The 4,155-nt window shown below is 74.2% G+C and carries 2 protein-coding genes; both read left to right on the top strand.

What is annotated here, in order from left to right:
- The coding region (locus ACZ52C_RS41910) for a type I polyketide synthase (protein WP_469079780.1) at positions 1-3,156 on the top strand (3,156 nt) is incomplete at its 5' end.
- Between the two features lie 81 nt (positions 3,157-3,237).
- Positions 3,238-4,155, top strand: a 918-nt coding sequence (locus tag ACZ52C_RS41905; protein ID WP_469079779.1) for a beta-ketoacyl synthase N-terminal-like domain-containing protein, incomplete at its 3' end; no start/stop codon positions are given.

The following is a 4,155-nucleotide window of genomic DNA, read 5'->3' as shown; positions in this document are numbered from 1 at the left end:
AACGTGACGGGGGTGCTGGCGACGGAGGAGGAGCTGACCTCGCCCGAGTACTGGGCCCGTCACATCCGTCAGGCCGTCCGCTTCCACGACGGCGTCCGCCACCTCGAACAGCTGGGCGTCCAGCAGTACGTGGAACTGGGGCCCGACGGAGTCCTGACCTCGATGGTGGAGGACACGCTCACCGAGCCGCCGGGCGCTCTCACCCCCGCACTGCGCCGGGACCGGCCCGAACCCGAGACCGTCATGCGGGCACTCGCCCTGCTGCGGATGCGGGGCGCCGAACCCGACTGGGACACGGCACTGCCCGGCGCCCGCCGCGTACCGCTGCCCGGTTACGCCTTCCAGCACCGGCGCCATTGGCTCGACGCACCCGCCGCGGACGTCGACGCCGAGGGCTTCGGCCTGAGCACGGTCGAACACCCGCTGATCGGTGCCGCCGTGAGCATGGCCGGTCGCGACGCGCACCTCTTCACCGGACGGCTCTCCCTGCGCACCCACCCCTGGCTCGCGGACCACGCCGTGTCCGGCACCGTACTGCTGCCCGGCACCGCCCTCCTCGAACTCGCCCTGCGCGCCGGGGAACAGGTCGGCGGCGCGGACGTCGAGGACCTGACGCTCGCCGCACCCCTCGTCCTGCCGGCCCAGGGCGCCGTCGATGTGCAGGTCACCGTCGGCGACCCGGCCGACGACGCACGGCGTGGCGTCGAGATCCACTCCCGCCGCGCCGGGCGGGGCCCCGACGGGGACAGCGAGTGGGTGCTCAACGCCCACGGCTCGCTGACCCCCGCCGACCCGTCCGCCACCGGATCCGGCCTGGTCGTCTGGCCGCCGACGGGTGCCACCGAGATCGACCTGGACGGCGCCTACGACCGCCTCGCCGACCACGGGTTCGCCTACGGCGCCGCCTTCCGGGGACTGCGCCGGGTGTGGCGGGGCGAGGGCGAGATCTACGCCGAGGTCGCGCTGCCGGACGAGGCGGAACAGCGGGCGGGTCACTTCCTGCTCCATCCGGCCCTCCTGGACGCCGTACTGCATCCGCTGCTGCCAGGCGTCACCGGGGACGACGGGCAACCGCGCCTGCCGTTCTCCTGGTCGGGTGCGCGCGTCCACGCCGCCGGCGCGTCCGTCCTGCGGGCACGCCTGACCCTCTCGGACTCCGGTGGCGACACACTGGAGGCCTCCTTGCAGGTCGCCGACGGCACGGGTCTGCCGGTGGCGTCGGTGGACTCGCTGGTCCTGCGGCCCCTGGCGGCCGACGCCCTGCGGGGGAACGACACCGGCCGGGACGGGCTGTTCCCCGCCGTCTGGGCGGCGACCGAGACTCCCCGGGCCACGGCCGACACCACGGCCTGGGCCGCGCTGGGCGCCTCTCCGGTCCCCTCCGTGAAGGGGTACGAGAGCCTGGAGGAACTGGCCGCGAGCGGGGCGGACACCGTCCTGTGGGCCCCGGACCACGACGGCGCGGCCCCGGTCGACGGCCCCGCCGTCGCCGAGGCGGCGCGTGCCGCCACCGGGCAGGCGCTGACCACCGTGCAGGCGTTCCTCGCCGATCCGCGGCTGGCCGACGCGCGGCTGGTGGTCGTCACCCGGGGCGCGGTGGCCACGAGCCCGGACGAGGACGTCCCGGACCTGGTGCACGCGGGCGTATGGGGTCTGCTGCGGACGGCGCAGACGGAGAACCCCGGCCGAATCGTGCTGATCGACACGGACGGCGACGGCGACGTCACCGTGGCCGTCGCCACCGGCGAGCACCAGGTGGCCGTACGCGGCGACGCGTTCCTCGTGCCCCGCCTGGAGCGTGTCCGCGGCACGGACGGCGCCGCCGCTCCGCCCCGCTGGGACGAGGGCACCGTGCTCATCACCGGGGCCACGGGCACCCTGGGCCGCGTCCTGGCCCGCCACCTGGTGACCGAGCACGGCGCCCGGCACCTGCTGCTCCTCAGCCGCCGCGGCGGGTCCGCCCCCGGCGCGGACGAGATGAGGGAGGAACTGACCGGCCTCGGCGCCGAGGTCACCTTCGCCGCGTGCGACGCCGCGGACCGGGAGGCGCTGGCCGGCGTCCTCGCCGCGGTGCCCGACGACCGGCCGCTCTCCGCCGTCGTGCACACGGCCGGGGTCCTGGACGACACCGTGCTCGGCGAACTCACCCCGGAGCGCCTGGACACGGTGCTGCGGCCCAAGGTGGACGCGGCGTGGAACCTGCACGAACTCACCCGGGACCGCACGCTCGCGGCCTTCGTCGTCTACTCGTCCGTCGCCGGTCTCCTCGGCACCGCGGGACAGGCCAACTACGCGGCCGGCAACACCTTCCTGGACGCACTGGCCCAGCACCGCAGGGCGCGGGGCCTCCCCGGCCTCTCCCTGGCCTGGGGCCTGTGGGAGCAGGAAAGCGCCATCAGCGGCGGCCTGAGCGAGACGGACCTCAGGCGGCTGGCCCGGCTGGGCCTGGTGGCACTGCCGTCGGACGAGGCGATGACCCTCTACGACGCGGCCCTCCGCCTCGCGCGGCCCGTGCTGGCGGCCACGTACGTCGACACAGGAGCCCTGCGGAGGCAGGGCGAGGACGCGGCTCCGCTGCTGCGCGGCCTGGCCCCCGCCGCTCCCGCCCGCCGTGCGGCGGACGGGACGGGCGCGGCGCCGAGCACCGGGCTGGTGGAACAGCTCGGCGCGCTCGACGCCGCCGCGCGCGAGGCGGCACTCGTCGAACTGGTGCGGGGCCAGGCCGCCGCCGTCCTCGGCCACGCCGGACAGGAGTCCGTCGACGCCGACCGGCCCTTCCAGGAGCTGGGTTTCGACTCGCTCACCGCGGTCGAGCTGCGCAACCAGCTGGGCCGGGCCACCGGTCTGCGGCTGCCCACCACCCTGGTCTTCGACCACCCCAACCCCACCGCCCTCGCCCGGTTCGTCGCCGCGCGGATCGAGGAGCGGCAGGTGCCGGCGGACGTCCCCGGACTCGCCGACCTCGACCGTGCCGAGGCCCTGCTCAAGTCGCTGGCACCCGAGGACGAGTCCCGGGCACGCCTCGCCGACCGGCTCAGGGAACTGCTGCTCCTGGCGGAAGCGGTCCCCGGCGACGGCGCCGAGTCCGGGGGCGGCCTGGACCTGGACACCGCCAGCGACGAGGAACTCTTCGCGCTCGTCGACGAACTCGACTGAACCCCCGCACACACCGCGTCCGGCCGGGCCACAGGCCCCGACCCCGCACCACACCCTTCGAAGCTCAGGAGTTGAAAGCACGTGACGGACGACGGAAAGCTCCGTGACTACCTCAAGCGGGCCATCGCCGACGCTCGCGACGCCCGTAAGCGGCTGAGTGAGGTGGAAGGCCGCCGGCACGAGCCGATCGCGATCGTGGGGATGGCGTGTCGTTATCCGGGTGGGGTGGGGTCGCCTGAGGATCTGTGGCGGTTGGTGGCCGGTGGTGTGGATGCGGTGAGTGGTTTCCCGGTGAATCGGGGGTGGGATCTGGAGGGGTTGTTCGATCCGGATCCGGGGCGTGCGGGGACGAGTTATGCGCGTCATGGTGGGTTCTTGCATGATGCGGATCTGTTCGATCCGGAGTTTTTCGGGATGTCGCCGAGGGAGGCGACGGCGGCGGATCCGCAGCAGCGGTTGCTGCTGGAGACGGCGTGGGAGACCTTCGAGGACGCCGGGATCGTGCCCGCGGATCTGCACGGTTCCCGTACCGGCGTCTTCACCGGCGTCATGTACGGCGACTACGGCACCCGCGTCGGCGAACTGCCGGAAGGGCTGGAGGGCTATCTGGCCAGCGGCAGCGCGGGCAGCGTCGCCTCCGGCCGGATCGCCTACACGTACGGCCTGGAAGGTCCCGCCGTCACGGTCGACACCGCCTGCTCCTCGTCCCTGGTGGCGCTGCATCTGGCTGCGACCGCGCTGCGCAACGGCGAGTGCGACCTGGCCCTCGCCGGCGGGGTGACCGTCATGCCGACCGCCATGCCCTTCATCGAGTTCTCCCGCCTCCAGGGCCTCGCCGCCGACGGTCGGTGCAAGGCGTTCGCTGCGGGTGCGGATGGTACGGGGTGGTCGGAGGGTGTGGGGCTGCTGTTGGTGGAGCGGTTGTCGGATGCGCGGCGGCTGGGTCATCGGGTGTTGGCGGTGGTGCGGGGTTCGGCGGTGAATCAGGACGGTGCGTCG

The organism is Streptomyces sp. NPDC034049, from assembly GCF_055575575.1.
Note: the sequence above shows the minus strand (reverse complement) of the source record. Positions and strands in the feature narration are given on the sequence as shown.